Below are 17,643 nucleotides of genomic sequence, written 5' to 3'. Positions count from 1 at the left end.
CGCAAGCCTATGTCGTCCGTAAACTACTTCAGACGAAATCGCGGATCCACGCTGATTGAAGCGCTCGTCGCCATCCTTATCCTGTCCTTTGGCCTGCTTGCACTCGGGGGGTTCCTGACCTATGCGGTCCAGCTGCCCAAGCTCTCGGGCAACCGCTCGGTGGCCGTCGTGGCAGCCAATGACCTGGTCGAACGCATGCGTGCAAACTCGTCCGGCTCGCTGAGTTACGTGACGAGCACGTTCTCTGCCACCTCTACGGTGCCCAGCAGCATGCCATCGGGTAGCACCTGCAGCTTCCCCAATTGCACAGCCACCTCGCTGGCAACCATGGACGTCGCCACGGTGGACTTCCAGGTTAAACGGCAGCTGCCCAACGGCGGCATCACCGTTACCATTCCGAACAACGCCGCCCCCACAATCGGCAACGTCTGGGTCATCTGGCAGGAGCCTGGGAATCTGGGCACTTTCAGTACGGGCGGAAGCGACAACTGCCCCTCTGCAGTGGCCAGCCTCGGCCTTTCGCCGGCTCCGCGCTGCGTCTACGCCCCGTTCCGCTTATGACAATAGGCCGCCTCTCCGGCCGGCAGGCTGGTTTCTCCCTGGTCGAACTGATGGTTTCTTTGGCCATCGGCCTCGTCATCAGCATTGCGGTGATCACGGCCTACCTTTCGGCAGCCGGGGCGGCCCGTGTAGCCGAAGCTACCGGGCGCATGAACGAGGATGCCCAAGCTGCCCTCACCATCATGACCCAGCAATTGCGCATGGCAGGGGTCAACCCAGCGCAACCCAACCGCAACACCACGACCTTGCACAACCTCCTGAGCAACCCCTACATCATCCGGGGCTGCGACACCACGTTTTCGAACGTTACCTCAGCCACGACCACCGCTGCGCTAACCTGCCCCAACGGCGCCAGTCCTTCGTCGATCTCGATCGGCTACGAGGCCGACCGCTACAACACGGTGCCGACCAATGCAGGCGTCCCGACGGACTGCCTTGGAAACGGGCTGACCGGCGTGTCGCGAACGGTCACCACCTCGCTCAACGTTGTGACCACTACGACTGTGTATGAGGCAGAAAACCGCTTCTTCATCGGCACATCGACCTACATCACGAGTCCAAGCCTGTATTGCAAAGGCAATGCCGCCTCGACGAACCCGCAGCCCCTCGTCGAGAACATTGAGAACATGCGGATCACGTACGGCGTCTCCAACCCCGGGCAGCCCCGTAGTTTCGGCGACAACAGTCCGGGCGTGGCGGCCAAGTTCGTGCTCGGCTACATGACGGCCGCCGAGTTGATCGGCAGCACGGCCGCGCTCAACGGGAGCCTGACCTTCAGTCAGCCATCCATGTGGACGCCGACATGGACTGTCGCGTTCCCGACCACCAGCACTTTTTCCCTGAGCGACCTGGTTTCGGGCACCGGTTTCGCCTTCCAGAACGGAGTATCGACGGGCGCCATGATCTGGAAGGCTTGGGACGCCGTGCAGGCGGTACGGGTCTGTGTGCTCGTGCGTAGCGAGAACGCGGCAGTATTCGATAGCCCGGCGCAATATCTCGATTGTTCGGGCAACCTGGTCACACCAACTGATCGGCGGATGCGACGAGCGTACACCACAACAGTACTCCTGCGAAACCAATAGTCATGATCGTCAATCGCCAATCCTTCAAGACACTGCCTGTGCGTTCGCGCCAGGCAGGCGTGGTGCTGATGGTGGCCATGATCATGCTGATCATCATCTCGCTGCTTGCCGCCATTACCGTGCGCAACGCGACGTCCAGCGAAGGCATCAACGCCAACCTGCGCCAGACTCAACTGGCGACCCAGGCCGCAGAAACGGCCTTGCGCTATTGCGAAGATGCCGCCATCAACCTGGTCAACGAAGGCACCGGCACCTTTGCCTTCACCTCGCCTTCTGGCTCGGCGATCTCAGCCCTGGCGCTTGCCAACGTCGCGGCTTCACCGGCCTTGGGCGCCACGTCCACGGCTGTGGTCACGACGAACTGGGACACCACCACCGACAACGGCCAGCTGATCCTGCCGATTTCAACCGTCAACCTGTCCGGTGTCACCACGACGTTCGCACGTCCTCCGGAATGCATGATCCAGCGCGCCATGCCCGACGTGGCCCAGTCCTATCTCAGCGTTCTCACCATCACGTCGCGGGGCTTCGGTCCTGAAGTCCCTGCCGCCGACAACTCGCGCACCCGCCCCATCGGCAGCGAAGTCTGGTTGCAGTCCACCCTGGAACTTCAATAGAGGAGTCAGCGCCATGTTCGGGCCTATCCACCTGTACAAACTCTTTCGAAAGGGCCTGTTGGCCCTGCTGGTCGCCGCCGCGACGCTGGTTGCGCATGCCCAGATCGCCCAGACCCCGCTGCTGACCCAGAGCGGTCGAGTGGAACCGAACCTGATGTTGATTTTTGATGACTCAGGCTCGATGGACAACACCTACATCTACCAGTATGGTGCGGTCGACGGGAGTGGCAACGGCTTGCTGGGGCCGTCGGGCGGCACGAGCATCGCCCAGTATTCGCCGGACGTGAACCGCCTGTACTACGACCCACGGATCAAATACAAGCGGCGCATCAATGCCGATGGCACCTACAAAGTGGCAGGCACCCTGCCGACTTCATCGTTCCCGGTGTATTTCTACCGCAATTCTTCTGGCAACAACGTACCTTGGCCGGGCGGCAGCGACGGCGCCACCGCGTCAAGCTACTTTGGCACCAGCACCAATCCGGCCTACACCCCTGCCACCGGTCTGCTGGCCGTCGGAGCCACCGCGGGGCTGTCCTACCCCAACAGGGTGTCGACGACGGGCGTCTACTCATTCCCCAAGTTCGCGGCGCGCGACGATTGCTCCGGCGCTGCCTGCACCCTGACCGAGGAACGCCAGAACTACGCCAACTGGAAGCTTTACCACTCCAACCGCAGTGACCTCGCGAAGACCGGTTTGGGCCTGGCCTTCCAGCCGCAGGGCGCCACGTTCCGGATCGGCTGGGCCAAGATGAACGCCGATCTCGATGACAACAGCCAGGTCGGCTCCGGCGTGGGTTTGTTCACCGATGCCCGCAAGAGTGCCTTTTTCACCTGGCTCTACGGGGTCGGCGCCAGCGGCAGCACGCCCGGGCGAAAAGCCCTGGACCGTGTGGGCCAGTATTACCAGCGCGCAGACAACTCAGGCCCGTGGTCCACCAATCCGACCACCGCCACCACTGCCATCACGTCGGCCGCCGCCGCCGACTCGACCCACGTCTCCTGCCGCCGTTCGTACGCCCTGCACATGACGGACGGCTACTACAACGACAGTTTCACGCTCACCAGCGTGGACAGCGCCGACAGTTCGACCATCACGGGCACGTACACGGTGGGCGGGACTGTGGCCAACCGGAGCTACAAATACACCGGCACAGTGGCCGACATGAACACCCGCATGTACCGCAGCACCACGGCAAACACCATGGCCGATATCGCGATGAAGTACTGGGTGACCGACCTTCGCACCGATCTGCAGAACCGGGTCACACCGGTGCCCGCGACGTCGATTTCCGAGGGCAACCCCTCGTTCTGGCAAAACATGGGCACCTATGCCATTGGCCTCGGCATCTACGGAACGTTGGCGCAAACCACGACGACGATTGCTCAGCTCAAGTCCGGAACGACCACCTGGCCCGCCCCGACCACCAACAACCCCAGCGCCGTGGACGACATGTGGCATGCCGCCATCAACGGGCGCGGCCAGATGGTGAGCGCCAAGAATGCCGACGATCTGACCGAAGCCATTGAAGACATGCTGGAGGAGATCAACCGGGTCACGTCCACCCAGTCCGGCGTGGCTGCGTCAACCCTCAGCCTGAACACTGGCACGCGCAAATACACGCCCAACTACACCACCGGGGCCTGGATCGGTAACGTGGTGGCCTCCAATCTGGATCCTGCATCGGGCGCAGAGACCAGCGTCGCCTGGCAGGTGGTCGGCTCTGTCACGGTGGGAACGACCACCACCAACTACAACGGCATACCTGCGCATGGGTCGCGCAAGATCATCGCCTGGAATGGCACCAGCTATGGCGAGTTCAACGCGTCCAACAGCTACGTCATGGCCGGGTCTCCCACGGGTGTCTACGGCGCAAGCACCAACCTGATCAACTACCTGCGCGGCGACCAGTCCAATGAAAATCCTGCGGGTGCGCGTTACCGGCCACGCGAAGCCCTGCTCGGCGACATCGTGAACTCGACGCCTGTGTACATCGGCGGCGCCGCCACCGCAACGATTGCCATCGACGCCGGTGTTCTGGACATGGACTATGAAAAACTGCCCACCGGTACCGACGGCCGTACAACCTACCGGACTTACATCAACACCAAGGCGGCGCGCACCGAAGGCGTTCTGTTCGTGGGCGCCAACGATGGCATGTTGCACGGATTCCGTGACACCACCGGCGCTGAGGTGTTTGCCTTTGTCCCCAAGGCGGTCATGCCCAACATGCATCAGCTGGCCCAGAGAACCTATGCCCACCGGTACTTCGTCGACGGACCGAACGTCGAGGCTGACGCGTGCCTGGGCTCATTCCCCTGCACCTGGACCAATCTGCTGATCGGTACGGCAGGTGCTGGCGCCAAGACGGTCTTTGCGTTAGATGTGACCACACCGATGGCCATGACCACAACCAGCGCAAAATGGGAAATCGACCCCTCCACCAGTGGCTTTGCCACCCTCGGGCATGTGCTGAGTGACGTGCAGACCGGATACACCAAGAGCGGCCAGTGGGTCGCCGTCTTCGGCAATGGCTATGAAAGCGCCGGCGGGCAGGCGGTTCTTTACATCGTCAACCTGAACACGGGCGCCCTGATCAAGAGCATCGTGGTGGACAATACCGGCAGCAATGGCCTGGGCGGGGTGCGTCTGGTGCGCGACGCCAACAAGGTGATCGTCGGCGCCTACGCCGGCGACCTCAAGGGCAAGATGTGGAAGTTTGATCTTTCCAGCAACTCGGCTTCCAGCTGGAGTGTTGGTCTGTCGAGTTCGCCGCTGTGGACCGGGCCAGCCACTCAGCCCATCACCCAGGCACCCGCCCTGGTGACCCATCCCCTCGGCGGATATGTGGTGGCGTTCGGAACCGGCAAACTCTACCAGACCACCGATGTGAGCACGACCACCACGCAGGCCATGTATGGCATATGGGACAGCGTGCCTTTCGGTACCACGACCACCCCCTCTGGCGTGGCGCTGAACAGCACGTCCACCTTGGTGTTGCAGACCATTTCGAACGTTATCACGGCCACGCAAGTCATCACCGCGTCCAACCTCTCGACATCCACGATCACCGTCAACTACTATTCCGTATCCCGCAACCCGGTCGACTGGACGACCAAGCGGGGCTGGTACATCCAATGGCCCAACAGCGGACAGCGTGTCATCTATCCACCGGAAACCCTGCTAGGGAGGATTGTCGCGGTGGACACCATGACGCCGATATCGGCGGTTGCGGATGACCCCTGCCTGCAGACCAACCGGGGCAGGGCATGGAACTACGTGATCGAAGCCTTGACAGGGCGAGGGCCGTCCACCAATGTGTTTGACACCAATGGGAACCAGGCGGTCGAACTGACCGACCTTGCCGTCAGCGGTTACGAGAACACTGCCGACGGGCGAACCCGGTATCTCCGGAACACCACCCGGTCGACAGGACTGAACACGGTCTTCACGCCACTCAGCACACAGCAATTACCAGAAACATGGATTTCCTGCTCCACGCTGGGAACCTGTGCCTTTGTCAATCGCACATGGCGACAGTTGTATCTGCGCTGAAGTAAGAAATAGCATTCCTTTCAGGGAAAACCAAGGACATTCATGGACGCCAGAAGATCCCCCGCCCGCATAGCGGGGTTCACACTTGTCGAGCTAATGATCGTTGTCGCCGTTGTCGGCGTCTTGACAGCAATTGCGCTGCCTTCGTATACGTCTTATGTTGCCCGCGCCCGGCGGGCCGATGCGCGGGCCCAACTGCTTCAGGTCGCGCAGTTCATGCAACGGTTCTATGCGGCCAATGACCGTTTTGACCAGGATCGCGCGGGCACCAGCGTCCTTTCGGTCATGCCAACCAATCTGAAAAAGTCACCGGCCGACAGCACCACCGCGATGTACCAGCTCAACAGCGCCATCACGTCGGCAGGAAGCTATACCATCACCGTCACCGTGTCAGCCTACACCCTGACCATGGCCCCTATTTCCGGCACCGGCATGGCCAATGATGGTTGCGGCGCGTTCCGGGTGAACTCGCTGGGTGTACGAACCATCACGGGTACCGGCAAGACGCGAGACGAATGCTGGAAGTGAGTCACTGCCGCCCTATTGAGACGGCGTTGCAACTCGCAGAGAAGGGTATTTTCCTTACAGCCCCCAACCCGCGGGTCGGCTGTGTCCTGACCACAGCGGAAGGACGGGTCATCGGCGAGGGTCACACCCAGCAGGCTGGAGGCCCCCATGCGGAGATCATGGCGCTGCGCGACGCGCAGGCGCGTCGTGAATCCATCCAGGGTACAACGGCCTGGGTCACGCTGGAGCCCTGCTCCCACCATGGGCGCACCGGTCCCTGTTGCGACGCCTTGATCGCCGCGGGCGTCAGCAAGGTCGTAGCATCCATTGCCGATCCCAATCCGCTCGTGTCCGGCCAGGGTTTTGAGCGCCTGCGGGCCGCCGGCATCGAGGTCGAGGTCGGCCCTGGCGCACACGAATCGCGGGAACTCAACATCGGTTTTTTCAGCCGCATGGTGCGGCAGGTCCCCTGGGTGCGGATGAAGCTGGCTGCCTCACTCGATGGAAGGACCGCGCTGGACAACGGCGTCAGCCAGTGGATCACTTCGGAGCCTGCGCGCGCCGACGGCCACGCCTGGCGGGCCCGCGCCTGCGCCGTGCTGACCGGCATCGGAACCGTGCTGGATGATGACCCGCGCCTGGACGTGCGCCTGATGGACACGTCCCGCCAGCCGCACCTGGCCGTGGTGGACAGCCGGCTCGAAACACCGCACGACGCCCGCCTGTTCGAGGCGCAGCGCCGTGTCTTCATCTATGCGGCCATCGACCACCCCGAGCGCCGCGCCGCGCTGCAAGCGCGGGGCGCCACCGTGATCCTGTTGCCAGCGGTCCTGGCGGGCACACCCGGCAAAGTGGACCTGGCGGCCATGCTGCGCGATCTGGCGCGCCGTGAAGTCAACGAATTGCATGTTGAAGCGGGGTCCCGACTGAACGGTGCTTTTCTTGCCCAAGGCCTGGTGGACGAGTGCGTCGTCTACCTTGCGCCCAAGTTCATCGGAAAGGGCCAAGGCATGGCCAGTTTCGGGCCACTCACGGACCTGGCACAAGCCGTCCCGCTGTCCTTTTCCTCTGCAGAAATGATGGGACCTGACCTCCGCGTCATCGCGCGTATCGCCGGGCGGGACCGGTTCTAGCCGGGTTTTTCACTGCGCCGGTCTTCGATCCGGTCCAATCCCTGCGAAAATGTCCCCATGTTCACCGGAATCATCACCGGCGTGGGGCGCATCGCCGCCGTCCACGACCTGGGAAGCTCTTTAGACCACGGCAAGCGCCTCACCATCGAGGCGCCCGGCGGATACCTCGACGACGTGGCCCTCGGTGACAGCATCGCACTCAATGGCGCCTGCATGACGGTCACGACCCTGGTGCCCGAGCAGCACCGCTTCACCATCGACATTTCAGCCGAATCACTGGACAAGACGGCCGGCCTGGCCCGACCGGGCCCGGTCAACCTGGAGAAAGCGCTGCGCGCGAGCGACCGTCTGGGCGGGCACATCGTGTCCGGTCATGTCGACGGCGTCGGCCGCGTCACCCGTTTCGAGCAGGTCGGCGAAAGCTGGCATCTGGCTGTGCTGGCCCCGACATCGCTCGCGAAGTACCTTGCCTACAAGGGCTCGATCACGGTCAACGGCGTCAGCCTCACCGTCAACCGTGTCCAGGACGGGCCGCAAGGCTGCGAAATCAGCATCAACCTGATCCCCCATACGGTCGAGAATACCGCGCTGGGCGCACTGCATGTCGATGCGCCCGTCAATCTGGAGATCGACCTGATCGCCCGCTATGTGGAACGCATGCTGGGCCCCGAACTGTCCGTCACCCGCAAGGAAACTGCATGAGCCAACCGTCCCCCGTCGCCATCTCCCCGGTGGAAGACATCATTGCCGAGATGCGCGCCGGGCGCATGGTCATCCTGGTCGACGAAGAAGATCGCGAGAACGAAGGCGACCTGGTGCTGGCGGCTGACCATGTCACGCCCGAGGCCATCAACTTCATGGCGCGTTTCGGCCGCGGACTGATCTGCCTGACGCTGACGCGCGAGCGCTGCGAACACCTGCGCCTGCCACCGATGGCTGCGCGCAACGGCACCTTCTACAGCACCGCGTTCACCGTATCCATCGAAGCCGCCGAAGGCGTCACCACCGGCATTTCCGCCGCAGACCGCGCCCGCACGGTCCAGGCCGCCGTCGCACGCAATGCCCAACCCGCGGACCTGGTGCAGCCCGGCCATGTCTTTCCGCTGCAGGCCGTGGATGGCGGCGTGCTGATTCGCGCAGGCCACACCGAAGCGGGATGCGACCTGGCCGCCATGGCCGGCTGCTCCCCGAGCGCCGTGATCTGCGAGATCATGAAGGACGACGGCACCATGGCCCGACTGCCCGATCTTCAGCTTTTCGCCGCCGAGCACGGCCTGAAGATCGGCACCATCGCCGACCTGATCCACCACCGCAGCCGCAACGAATCGCTGGTGGAAAAGATCGGTGAACGCCCGCTGCAGACCGCTTACGGCGCGTTCACCGCGCATGCATTTCGCGACAAGACCAGCCAGTCGGTGCATCTTGCGCTGGTCAAGGGACGCTGGGATGCGGGCGACACCGTGCCGGTGCGCGTGCACGAGCCGCTCTCCGTGCTCGACGCGCTGGAGATCAGGCGCTCCATGCATTCCTGGGGCCTGGACACCAGCCTGCACTACCTCGACAGCCAGGGCAAAGGCGTGGCCGTTCTGCTCAACTGCGGCGAGAGCCCGGAGCGCCTTCTTGAACAGTTTGAAGGGACGGCTCGCGCCGCCCAGGCCCCCGAGCGCGGCCGCATGGACCTGCGGACCTACGGCATTGGGGCGCAGATCCTGCGCGAATGCGGGGTGCACAAGATGCGCCTCATGGGCAACCCCCGGCGCATGCCCAGCATGACCGGCTATGGCCTCGAAATCACCGGTTACATCCCGAAGGAATAAGACATGTTTGGTGCAGAAAAAGGAAAAGCCGACCGCATGGACGGCACGAAGCTGAAGATCGGCATCGTGCAGGCCCGCTTCAATGAAAGCATCACCGACGCCCTGGCCCAGTCCTGCCTGGCCGAACTGGAGGCGCTGGGGGTCAGCAGCAAGCACATCGACCATGTGCGCGTGCCGGGTGCGCTGGAGGTGCCGGTGGCCTTGCAGGCCCTGGCCGAAAAGGATGAATACGACGCACTGATTGCGCTGGGCTGCATCATTCGCGGCGAGACCTACCACTTCGAACTGGTCGCGAACGAATCTGGCGCGGGTGTCAGCCGCATTGCGCTGGACTACCAGTTGCCGGTGGCCAACGCCATCCTCACAACGGAAAACCTGGAGCAGGCCGTCGCGCGCCAGACCGACAAGGGCCGCGACGCGGCCCGCGTGGCGGTGGAGATGGCCAATTTGCTGGACCAGCTGCCATGAGCGATGCCCCCAGCAGCGCCGCGAAACGGCCCCCGCGCCAGACGGGCACGACCGGCGCCGGCGTGCGCAAGTCCGCCTCCAAGTCGGTTCGCAGCCGCTCGCGCGAGTTCGCCCTTCAGGGGCTCTACCAGCACTTGGTGGGCGGCAACGCGGCCAGCGACATCGACCTCTTCACCCGCGATCTGGCGGGCTTTCACAAGGCCGATGCAGCCCACTACGACGCCTTGTTGCATGGCTGCATCGAACAGGCGACGGACCTGGACGCCCTGATCCTGCCCTTGCTGGATCGCAAGATGGCCGAGATCTCGCCCATCGAGCACGGCATCATGTGGATTGGCGCGTACGAATTCCTGCATTGCCCCGACGTGCCCTGGCGGGTGACCCTCAACGAATGCATCGAACTGGCCAAGGAGTTTGGCGGCACTGACGGGCACAAGTATGTCAACGCGGTGCTCAATGGCCTGGCCCCGAAACTGCGCGCTGCCGAGGTCGAGGCCGACCGGCTGGCCGGCAAAGCCCGCCCATGAAGATATCGAGCCGCGCCGGACGCATCGAACCGTTCTACGTGATGGAGGTCGCCAAGGCGGCCTCGGCCATGGCGCGCGAGTTGGCCCATACCGACGCGCCGATGATCTTCCTGAACATCGGCGAGCCCGATTTCACCGCGCCACCGCGGGTACAGGAGGCTGCCGTCAGGTCGATTCACGATGGCGCAACCCAGTACACCCAGGCCACCGGACTGTTGACGCTGCGCGAGCGCATCAGCGGCTGGTATGCCACGCGCTTTGGCGTGGACATTCCTGCCAGTCGCATCGTGGTGACAGCCGGGGCCTCTGCCGCACTGCAGTTGGCTTGCCTGGCCCTGATCGACGCTGGCGATGAAATCCTCATGCCCGATCCGAGCTACCCCTGCAACCGCCATTTCGTCAGCGCCGCCGAGGGCGCCGCGGTCCTGATTCCCACCACCGCTGCCGAGCGCTTCCAGCTCAGCGCCGACAAGGTGGCGGCGGCCTGGGGCCCGAAGACCCGTGGCGTGCTGCTGGCCTCGCCGTCGAACCCGACCGGCACCTCGATCCATCCGGCCGAGCTGCGCCGCATCCACGAAGTGGTGCAACTCCACGGCGGCATCACGCTGATCGACGAGATCTATCTCGGTTTGAGTTATGACGACACCTTCGGGCACAGCGCGCTGGCGATCGACGACCAGGTCATCAGCATCAACAGCTTCTCCAAGTACTTCAACATGACCGGCTGGCGACTGGGCTGGATGGTGGTGCCCGAGACGCTGGTGCCCGTCGTTGAACGGTTGGCGCAGAACCTGTTCATTTGCCCCAGTACCGTGGCACAGCACGCCGCGCTGGCCTGCTTCGAGCCCGAGAGCATCGCCGAGTACGAACGCAGGCGGGCCGAGTTCAAGGCGCGGCGCGACTTCTTCATTCCGGCACTCAACGGCATGGGATTGAACGTGCCGGTGATGCCGGATGGCGCGTTCTACGCCTGGGCCGACTGCAGCCAGGCCTGCCGGACGCTGGGCGTGCAGGACAGCTGGGCATTCGCCTTCGAATTGATGAAGCGCGCCCACGTGGCCGTGACGCCCGGGCGCGACTTCGGCACGGCCGAGACGGCGCACCTCGTGCGCTTTTCCACCGCCAGTTCCATGGCCCAACTGCAGACCGCCGTGCAACGCCTGCGGGCTCTGCTGGCCTGATAGCGATGGCCTTCGCCTTGCCCATACGCATCTACTGGGAAGACACCGACGCCGGCGGCATCGTGTTTTACGCCAACTACCTGAAGTTCTTCGAGCGCGCCCGCACCGAATGGCTGCGCTCGCTGGGCATCGGCCAGCAAGCCCTGAGGGAGGCTACCGGGGGCATCTTCGTGGTCAGCGAAACCACGGTGAAATACCATCGACCGGCCCGTCTCGACGACGAGCTGATCGTCACCGCCCGGCTGCAGGAGGCGGGCCGCGCCTCCATCACCATCGCGCAGGAGGCGCTTTCGAAATCTGAACCGCTGGCTGATGGCAGCGCCCGCCTGCTGTGCGAAGGCATGATCCGCATAGGCTGGGTCGACGCTGCCACACTCAAGCCGGCCCGTATCCCGCCCCACGTCCTGGAAGCCATGAAATGAATACCAATCTCTCCATCCTGCACCTGGTGCTCAACGCGAGTTTCGTGGTGCAGCTCGTCATGCTGCTGCTGGTGGCCGTTTCGGTGGCCAGCTGGGCGGCGATCTTTCGCAAGCTGTTTGCCCTCAAACGCGTGAAGGCGCTCAACGAGACCTTCGAGCGCGAGTTCTGGTCGGGCACGAGCCTGAACGATCTCTACGCTTCGGCGGCGCAGAACGCCAAGACCGCCGGACCCATGGAGCGCATCTTCGCCAGCGGCATGCGGGAGTACCAGAAGCTGCGCGAGCGCCACATCCAGGATACCGGCACCCTGCTGGACGGCGCGCGCCGGGCCATGCGCGCCAGCTACCAGCGCGAACTCGACGTGGTGGAATCCAACCTGTCGTTCCTGGCTTCGGTGGGTTCGGTTTCTCCCTACGTGGGCCTGTTCGGTACGGTCTGGGGCATCATGCATGCCTTCACCGGCCTGGCCAGCCTGCAGCAGGTGACGCTGGCCACCGTGGCACCTGGTATCGCCGAGGCCCTGGTGGCCACCGCCATCGGCCTGTTTGCGGCCATCCCTGCGGTGGTGGCCTACAACCGCTTCGCGCACGACATCGACCGCGTGGCCAACAAGCTGGAGACCTTCATCGAGGAGTTCTCCAACATCCTGCAGCGCAACCTGGGCGCCCAGTCGGCGTCGGGCCGCTGACATGGCCCCCACGCTTGCCACTGCGTGTGCTGCGCTGCCCCCCGAAGGGGCTGGCCTTGCTTGGGGCGGCCCGGCGCCGCGGCCGGTAGCCTCAGCCTCCAGAATTGTTCATCCCGATTGCAGTGAAGGAGCCTGAGTCATGCCTTCCGTAGTGTCCCGAGGGAAAGGGCGCCGCACCATCAACGAAATCAACATGGTGCCGTTCATCGACGTCATGCTGGTGCTGCTGATCATCTTCATGGTCACGGCGCCGCTGATCGCACCGAGCATGATCGACCTGCCGAGTGTGGGCAAGGCGGCCAAGCAGCCCGACCAGATCGTGCAGATCGTCATCGGCAAGGACGAGTCGCTTGAACTCAAGACCGGCGACAAGGCCCGCAAGCTCACGCAGCGCGAAGTGGCCGCTGCCGTCAAGGCCCTGCAGAGCGGCCAGACCAACACCGCTGTGGTCATCAGCGCCGACCGCAGTGTGAAATACGAAACCGTGGTCAAGGTCATGGACACTCTGCAGCGCGCCGGCATCCAGCGCGTGGGCCTGTCCGTGCAACTGGCGCCGTGAGGCCCTGAACCCACAACATCCGCCATGCACGCCGCCAGCGCCGATTGGACCGAGTTCGCCCCGCCCCAGCCACCCGCGCAGTTGCGCGCGCTGGTGTTGGCGGTGCTGGCCCACGTGCTGCTGCTCGGTGCGCTGGGCTGGGGCGTGACCTGGCGGCACCAGGCCGACCGGACCCTGACCGTCGAGGCCGAGTTGTGGTCCGCCGTCCCGCAACAGGCCGCCCCCCGGCTTCAGGAGCCGCCGCCCCCGACCCCGCAGCCCCAGCCGGCGCCCCGCCCCGCGCCGCCCCCGCCCCCACCGCCCCCTGACGCCGTACAGCGCGACGCCGAGATTGCATTGGCCCGCCAGAAGAAGGAAGCCGAGGCGCTGGCCGCCCGGCAGAAGCTCGAACAGGAGCAGAAGCGGCGGCAGAAGCTGGAGGCGGAGAAAAAAGACACGCTGCAACGCGAGCAGGAGAAAAAACGCCTGGCCCAGGAAAAGGCGGAGCAGGAGCGCCAGAAAAAAGCCGCCGAGGAGCGCAAAGCGCGGGATCAGAAACTCGCCCAGGAGGCCAAGAACAAGGAAGAAATGGCACGCAGCAAGAAAGAGGAGGAGGCGCGCCGAAAGGAGAACATTGAGCGGGTGAAAGCCTTGGCCGGCGCGACCGGCAGCGAGACCGCCACCGGCAATGCGCAGCGTTCCGCGGGCCCTTCCGCCAGCTACGCCGGCAAGGTGGCCGCCAAGGTCAAGCCCAACATCGTCTTCCCCGACGAGATTGCCGGCAACCCCATGGCCGACGTCGAGGTGCGGGCTGCGCCCGATGGCACCATCCAGGGCGCCAGGCTCCTCAAGTCCAGTGGCGTCAAGGCCTGGGACGAAGCGGTGCTCAAGGCCATCGCCAAAACCGAGAAACTGCCCCAGGATGCCGACGGCCGGGTGCCGTCGATGCTCATCATCGGCTTTCGGCCGAAAGACTGATCCGACTTCAATGCTATTATTTCAATAGCTAATAGTATCCATTTCGCGCCGGGACCAGACCGAAAAAGCTTGAAAATCAGTCGTAAACGATGACGGCCTGCCCTTGTGCGGCCTGCGCCGACCAGCTGGCCAGCGCGGCATCGCTGGGAAAGAAGCGGGCCTCGTCGCCGAGCTGAAGTTCCGCCCGCGCGCGCACCGTGGCGTGCTGGCGCTCCACGCTCAGGCGCACCGGCAGTCCGCGCAGCAGTTCACCCTGTTCGGTCATTTCGCGGCGCGCCGGGAACTCCTTCACCAGTCGGGAAATATCGGGTGCAGCGCCATTCACCGCCACCCGCAGGTACTTGCCGAAGCGGCAGCGGGCCGCGGGCAGGTCCCAGACCTGATTGACCGTCAGTTGAAGGCCGCCCGAAAAACGATCCGGCTGCAGCTTGCCCATGACAATGATGAGTTCGTCGTCCTTGAAGAGGCTGCGGTTCGCGTTGATCAGTGCCTCGTCGGCCCGGGCGTCGATGACGCCGGACTTGTCGTCGATCTTGAACAGCGCCAGCTTGCCGCGCTGGCCGTTGATGACACGAAAATCCGTCACGATGCCGGCCAGCAGCTGGGGCTCGCGCGAGTCCTTCAGCTCCTCCAGCGGGCGGCGCACGAACTGCCGCACCTCGCGCGCCACCTCGTCGAACAGGTGGCCCGACAGGTAGAAGCCGATCGCGGTCTTCTCCAGCGTCAGCCGCTCCTTGACGCCCCAAGGGGTGGCGTCGACCAGCTCCGGTTCCTGCGTGCTGGAGCCGTGGTCATCGTCACCGCCCAGGTCGAACAACCCGCCCTGATGCACGTTGGCCGCCGCCGCATTGGCGAAGTCGAAGGCGCGGTCGATGCTGGCCACCAGCGCAGCGCGGTTGAGCTGCAACGAATCGAAGGCGCCCGCCTTGATCAGCGCCTCCACGGTGCGCTTGTTCAGCCGCGTGCGGTCGACCCGCACGCAGAAGTCGAACAGGCTCTTGAATGCGCCGCCCTCGTCTCGGGCCTTCACGATCGCCTCGATTGCCTGCTGCCCTGTGCCCTTGACGGCACCCAGCCCGTAGCGGATCACGGTGTCCGACACCGGCTCGAAGCGATAGCTTCCCCGGTTCACGTCTGGCGCATCAAACGTCAGGCCGAACTTGAGGGCGTCCTCGAAGAGCACCTTGAGCTTGTCGGTGTCGTCCATCTCCACCGTCATGTTGGCGCAAAAGAACTCGGCCGTGTAGTGCACCTTGAGCCAGCCGGTGTGATAGGCCAGCAGCGAGTAGGCCGCGGCGTGCGACTTGTTGAAGCCATAGCCCGCGAACTTCTCCATCAGGTCGAAGACCTCGTCGGCCTTCTCTTGCGGGATGTTGTGCGTCGCGAGCGCTCCTGCGCGGAACTTCTCGCGGTGCTCAGCCATTTCCTCGGCTTTTTTCTTGCCCATGGCGCGGCGCAACAGGTCGGCGCCGCCCAGCGAATAGCCCCCCAGGATCTGCGCCGTCTGCATCACCTGCTCCTGGTAGACCATGATGCCGTAGGTTTCGGACAGCATGTCGGCCACGGCCGGGTGCGGGTATTCCACGGGCTCGCGGCCGTGCTTGCGTGCCACGAAGCTGGGGATCAGGTCCATCGGGCCGGGGCGGTACAGGGCGTTCAGCGCGATCAGGTCTTCCAGCCGGGTCGGCTTGGCGTCGCGCAGCATGCCCTGCATGCCGCGGCTTTCAAACTGGAACACGGCTTCGGTGCGCCCGTCGGCAAAGAGGCGATAGGTCTCGGCATCGTCGAGTGCAATGTTCTCGAAGGCGAACTGTTCCTGGCCCTTGTGGCGACGCACGATAAGCTCGCGGGCGATTTCCAGGATGGTCAGGGTTGCGAGACCCAGGAAGTCGAACTTCACCAGGCCGATCGCCTCGACATCGTCCTTGTCGTACTGGCTCACCGCCGAATCGCTGCCGGGCTGCTGGTAGAGCGGGCAGAAATCGGTGAGCTTGCCCGGCGCGATCAGCACGCCGCCCGCGTGCATCCCGACGTTGCGGGTCATGCCTTCGAGCTTCTGCGCCAACGCCAGCAGCGTCTTGACCTCGTCCTCCTTCTCCAGCCGCTCGGCCAGAACCGGCTCGGCCTTGATGGCGCCGTCAATCGTGATGTGCTGGCCTGGCTTGTTCGGAATCAGCTTGCTGATGCCGTCGCAGAAGGTGTAGCTCATGTCCAGGACCCGGCCCACGTCGCGAATCGCCGCGCGCGCGGCCATAGTGCCGAAGGTGACGATCTGGCTCACCGCATCCTTGCCGTACTTGTCCTTGACGTAGTCGATCACCAGGTTGCGGTTGGCCTGGCAGAAGTCGATGTCGAAGTCGGGCATGGACACCCGCTCCGGATTCAGGAAACGCTCGAACAGCAGGTTGTACTCAAGCGGGTCAAGGTCGGTGATTTTCAGCGCGTAGGCCACCAGCGAACCAGCCCCCGAACCCCGACCTGGGCCGACCGGGCAGCCGTTGTTCTTGGCCCAGTTGATGAAGTCACCCACGATCAGGAAATAGCCGGGAAAACCCATCTTCAGGATGGTGGCGATCTCGAAGTCCAGCCGCTCCTGGTAGCGCGGCCGTTGCTGCTCACGCCGCGCCTCATCCGGATAGAGGTGGCGCAGCCGCTCCTCCAGCCCCTCCTGCGACGCCACGCGGAAGTAGGCCTCGATCGGCATGCCGCCGGGTGTGGGGTAGTCGGGCAACTGCGGCTTGCCCAGCACCAATGACAGGTTGCAACGCCGGGCAATTTCCACGCTGTTGGCCAATGCGGAGGGCACATCGGCAAAGATCGCCTGCATCTCGGCCGTGCTCTTGAAATACTGCTCGGGCGTGAAGCGGCGAACACGCCGCGGATTGCCCAGGATTTCGCCTTCGGAGATGCAGACCCGGGCCTCGTGCGCTTCGTAGTCGTCGCGGGTGGTGAACTGCACCGGATGGGTGGCCACCACGGGCAGGTTCAGCCGAGCCGCGAGTTGCACCGCGCCGGCCACCTGCACCGGATCGTCCGCGCGCCCGGCGCGCTGCAGCTCCAGGTAGAACCGGTGCGGAAAGATCGAGGCCAGTTGCAGCGCCAGGTCCGTGGCCCGCGCGGCGTCGCCCTGAACCAGGGCCTGGCCCACCGGCCCGGCCTGCGCACCCGACAGCAGGATCAGGCCTTCGGACAGTTCCTTCAGCCATTCCAGCTTGACCACCGCCTGCGCCTTCACCACGTTGCGCGTCCAGGCCCTTGCCAGCAGTTCCGACAGGTTCAGGTACCCCTGGTTCCCTTGGACCAGCAGGATCACCCGCGAGAGCACGCCAGGGTCTTTGCCCAGGCCTTCCATCACGATCTCGGCGCCGATCAGCGGCTTGACCCCCTTGCCACGCGCCTCCTTGTAGAACTTGATCGCGCCGAAAAGGTTACCCAGGTCCGTGATGGCCAACGCGGGCTGGCCATCGGCCGCAGCGGCGCGGACGATCTCGTCGATGCGGTTGGTGCCGTCGACGACGGAGAATTCGGTGTGCAGGCGCAGGTGGACAAACATGCGACCGATTGTAG

16 protein-coding genes are annotated in these 17,643 nt (G+C 64.3%); 15 read left to right on the top strand and 1 reads right to left on the bottom strand.

The features are described from left to right. Positions 1–9: 9 nt before the first annotated feature. From pilV to tolA, 15 genes are all read left to right on the top strand, one after another. Positions 10–561: a type IV pilus modification protein PilV gene (gene pilV, locus ACMUOY_RS05680; RefSeq protein WP_413891730.1), complete on the top strand. Its 552-nt coding sequence runs from the start codon at positions 10–12 to the stop codon at positions 559–561. Continuing rightward, positions 558–1,643, top strand: coding sequence for a PilW family protein (locus tag ACMUOY_RS05675; protein ID WP_413891729.1), 1,086 nt, complete (start codon positions 558–560; stop codon positions 1,641–1,643). Before pilV ends, ACMUOY_RS05675 begins: the two co-directional genes overlap by 4 nt. A gap of 2 nt (positions 1,644–1,645) precedes the next feature. Next, the gene (locus ACMUOY_RS05670) at positions 1,646–2,260 is read left to right on the top strand and encodes a PilX N-terminal domain-containing pilus assembly protein (protein WP_413891728.1); all 615 of its coding nucleotides are present in this window, start codon (positions 1,646–1,648) and stop codon (positions 2,258–2,260) included. Positions 2,261–2,273: 13 nt separating this feature from the next. Beyond that, positions 2,274–5,816, top strand: a complete 3,543-nt coding sequence (locus ACMUOY_RS05665; protein ID WP_413891727.1) for a pilus assembly protein — start codon at positions 2,274–2,276, stop codon at positions 5,814–5,816. A 96-nt stretch (positions 5,817–5,912) separates the two neighbouring features. Further along, positions 5,913–6,344: a type IV pilin protein gene (locus tag ACMUOY_RS05660; protein ID WP_413891726.1), complete on the top strand. Its 432-nt coding sequence runs from the start codon at positions 5,913–5,915 to the stop codon at positions 6,342–6,344. Beyond that, positions 6,332–7,456 (top strand): bifunctional diaminohydroxyphosphoribosylaminopyrimidine deaminase/5-amino-6-(5-phosphoribosylamino)uracil reductase RibD, encoded by a 1,125-nt coding sequence (gene ribD, locus ACMUOY_RS05655; RefSeq protein WP_413891725.1) that lies wholly within the window; start codon positions 6,332–6,334, stop codon positions 7,454–7,456. Before ACMUOY_RS05660 ends, ribD begins: the two co-directional genes overlap by 13 nt. A 57-nt stretch (positions 7,457–7,513) precedes the next feature. Beyond that, positions 7,514–8,158 carry a riboflavin synthase gene (locus ACMUOY_RS05650; protein WP_413891724.1) on the top strand — a complete coding sequence of 215 codons (645 nt, stop codon included), beginning with the start codon at positions 7,514–7,516 and terminating at the stop codon, positions 8,156–8,158. Beyond that, on the top strand, positions 8,155–9,273 hold the full coding sequence (gene ribBA / locus ACMUOY_RS05645; protein WP_413891723.1) for a bifunctional 3,4-dihydroxy-2-butanone-4-phosphate synthase/GTP cyclohydrolase II: 1,119 nt from the start codon (positions 8,155–8,157) through the stop codon (positions 9,271–9,273). Before ACMUOY_RS05650 ends, ribBA begins: the two co-directional genes overlap by 4 nt. A 3-nt stretch (positions 9,274–9,276) precedes the next feature. Then, the gene (gene ribH, locus ACMUOY_RS05640) at positions 9,277–9,741 is read left to right on the top strand and encodes a 6,7-dimethyl-8-ribityllumazine synthase (RefSeq protein WP_413891722.1); all 465 of its coding nucleotides are present in this window, start codon (positions 9,277–9,279) and stop codon (positions 9,739–9,741) included. Further along, the gene (nusB, locus tag ACMUOY_RS05635) at positions 9,738–10,268 is read left to right on the top strand and encodes a transcription antitermination protein NusB (protein ID WP_413891721.1); all 531 of its coding nucleotides are present in this window, start codon (positions 9,738–9,740) and stop codon (positions 10,266–10,268) included. Before ribH ends, nusB begins: the two co-directional genes overlap by 4 nt. Beyond that, entirely contained in the window at positions 10,265–11,449 is a 1,185-nt protein-coding gene (locus tag ACMUOY_RS05630) for a pyridoxal phosphate-dependent aminotransferase (protein ID WP_413891720.1), read from the top strand. The genes nusB and ACMUOY_RS05630 overlap by 4 nt, the downstream gene beginning before the upstream one ends. 5 nt (positions 11,450–11,454) lie before the next feature. Further along, the gene (ybgC, locus tag ACMUOY_RS05625; RefSeq protein WP_413891719.1) at positions 11,455–11,871 is read left to right on the top strand and encodes a tol-pal system-associated acyl-CoA thioesterase; all 417 of its coding nucleotides are present in this window, start codon (positions 11,455–11,457) and stop codon (positions 11,869–11,871) included. Further along, the gene (tolQ, locus tag ACMUOY_RS05620) at positions 11,868–12,560 is read left to right on the top strand and encodes a protein TolQ (protein ID WP_413891718.1); all 693 of its coding nucleotides are present in this window, start codon (positions 11,868–11,870) and stop codon (positions 12,558–12,560) included. Before ybgC ends, tolQ begins: the two co-directional genes overlap by 4 nt. 139 nt (positions 12,561–12,699) lie before the next feature. Further along, positions 12,700–13,119 carry an ExbD/TolR family protein gene (locus ACMUOY_RS05615; RefSeq protein ID WP_413891717.1) on the top strand — a complete coding sequence of 140 codons (420 nt, stop codon included), beginning with the start codon at positions 12,700–12,702 and terminating at the stop codon, positions 13,117–13,119. 24 nt (positions 13,120–13,143) lie between these two features. Beyond that, positions 13,144–14,076, top strand: coding sequence for a cell envelope integrity protein TolA (gene tolA / locus ACMUOY_RS05610; RefSeq protein WP_413891716.1), 933 nt, complete (start codon positions 13,144–13,146; stop codon positions 14,074–14,076). A 76-nt stretch (positions 14,077–14,152) separates the two neighbouring features. Here tolA and dnaE read toward each other — a convergent pair whose 3' ends face one another. Continuing rightward, a complete protein-coding gene (gene dnaE, locus ACMUOY_RS05605; protein ID WP_413891715.1) occupies positions 14,153–17,629 on the bottom strand; it encodes a DNA polymerase III subunit alpha in 3,477 nt (1,158 codons plus the stop codon). Positions 17,630–17,643: the final 14 nt, after the last annotated feature.

The organism is Candidatus Skiveiella danica (assembly GCF_022705245.1).
Taxonomy (GTDB): domain Bacteria; phylum Pseudomonadota; class Gammaproteobacteria; order Burkholderiales; family Burkholderiaceae_C; genus Skiveiella; species Skiveiella danica.
This window is presented reverse-complemented; position numbering and strand designations above follow the sequence as displayed.

What these genes read in the sequence shown, in the direction of transcription:
- pilV (WP_413891730.1), top strand. Translation starts at nt 10, where the DNA reads ATGTCGTCCGTAAACTACTTCAGACGAAATCGCGGATCCACGCTGATT.
- ACMUOY_RS05675 (WP_413891729.1), top strand. Translation starts at nt 558, where the DNA reads ATGACAATAGGCCGCCTCTCCGGCCGGCAGGCTGGTTTCTCCCTGGTC.
- ACMUOY_RS05670 (WP_413891728.1), top strand. Translation starts at nt 1,646, where the DNA reads ATGATCGTCAATCGCCAATCCTTCAAGACACTGCCTGTGCGTTCGCGC.
- ACMUOY_RS05665 (WP_413891727.1), top strand. Translation starts at nt 2,274, where the DNA reads ATGTTCGGGCCTATCCACCTGTACAAACTCTTTCGAAAGGGCCTGTTG.
- ACMUOY_RS05660 (WP_413891726.1), top strand. Translation starts at nt 5,913, where the DNA reads ATGATCGTTGTCGCCGTTGTCGGCGTCTTGACAGCAATTGCGCTGCCT.
- ribD (WP_413891725.1), top strand. Translation starts at nt 6,332, where the DNA reads ATGCTGGAAGTGAGTCACTGCCGCCCTATTGAGACGGCGTTGCAACTC.
- ACMUOY_RS05650 (WP_413891724.1), top strand. Translation starts at nt 7,514, where the DNA reads ATGTTCACCGGAATCATCACCGGCGTGGGGCGCATCGCCGCCGTCCAC.
- ribBA (WP_413891723.1), top strand. Translation starts at nt 8,155, where the DNA reads ATGAGCCAACCGTCCCCCGTCGCCATCTCCCCGGTGGAAGACATCATT.
- ribH (WP_413891722.1), top strand. Translation starts at nt 9,277, where the DNA reads ATGTTTGGTGCAGAAAAAGGAAAAGCCGACCGCATGGACGGCACGAAG.
- nusB (WP_413891721.1), top strand. Translation starts at nt 9,738, where the DNA reads ATGAGCGATGCCCCCAGCAGCGCCGCGAAACGGCCCCCGCGCCAGACG.
- ACMUOY_RS05630 (WP_413891720.1), top strand. Translation starts at nt 10,265, where the DNA reads ATGAAGATATCGAGCCGCGCCGGACGCATCGAACCGTTCTACGTGATG.
- ybgC (WP_413891719.1), top strand. Translation starts at nt 11,455, where the DNA reads ATGGCCTTCGCCTTGCCCATACGCATCTACTGGGAAGACACCGACGCC.
- tolQ (WP_413891718.1), top strand. Translation starts at nt 11,868, where the DNA reads ATGAATACCAATCTCTCCATCCTGCACCTGGTGCTCAACGCGAGTTTC.
- ACMUOY_RS05615 (WP_413891717.1), top strand. Translation starts at nt 12,700, where the DNA reads ATGCCTTCCGTAGTGTCCCGAGGGAAAGGGCGCCGCACCATCAACGAA.
- tolA (WP_413891716.1), top strand. Translation starts at nt 13,144, where the DNA reads ATGCACGCCGCCAGCGCCGATTGGACCGAGTTCGCCCCGCCCCAGCCA.
- dnaE (WP_413891715.1), bottom strand. Translation starts at nt 17,629, where the DNA reads ATGTTTGTCCACCTGCGCCTGCACACCGAATTCTCCGTCGTCGACGGC.